This is a genomic window from Halorhodospira neutriphila, from assembly GCF_016584055.1.
Lineage (GTDB): Bacteria > Pseudomonadota > Gammaproteobacteria > Nitrococcales > Halorhodospiraceae > Halorhodospira > Halorhodospira neutriphila.
On record NZ_NRSH01000282.1, the window covers coordinates 1 to 567 of the forward strand.

At 81.0% G+C, this 567-nt stretch carries 1 protein-coding gene; it reads left to right on the forward strand.

Annotated features, from left to right (window positions below; genetic code table 11):
• On the forward strand, positions 1-567 hold a 567-nt coding region (locus CKO13_RS12475; protein WP_200261480.1), incomplete at both ends, for a cobalamin biosynthesis protein.

A 567-nucleotide genomic window follows, 5' to 3' on the forward strand; every position in this document is an offset into this window, starting at 1 on the left:
CCGAGGGCGCGCCGGGCGGCGTCGAGCTCGCCGGCGCGCCCTCGGCGCCCTGGTCAGCCGCGACCCCCGCGCCCTGGACGCCAGCGGCGTGGCGGCGGCGACCACCGAGTCGGTCCTCGAGAACGGCAACGACGCCGTCTTCGCCACCCTCTTCTGGTTCCTCGTCGCCGGCGCCCCCGGCGCCCTCGCCCACCGGCTCGCCAACACCCTGGACGCCATGTGGGGCTACCGCAGCCCCCGGCTGCGCGACTTCGGCCGCACGGCGGCCCACCTGGACGACCTGCTCGGCTGGCTGCCGGCCCGCCTGACGGCCCTGACCTACACGGCGGTGAGCCGCCGCCCCCGAGCCGCCTGGCGCTGCCTGCGCACCCAGGCGCGGCAGTGGCCGGGACCGAACCCCGGGGCCGTGCTCGCCGCCGGCGCCGGCGCCCTCGGCGTCACCCTCGGCGGGCCGACCCCCTACCCCGGCGGCGTCCGCCAGCGCCCGCACCTCGGCGCCGGGGCGGCCGCCGAGCCGGCGACCATCGCCCGGGCGACGGCGCTCCTCCAGCGCGGGGCCCTCCTCTG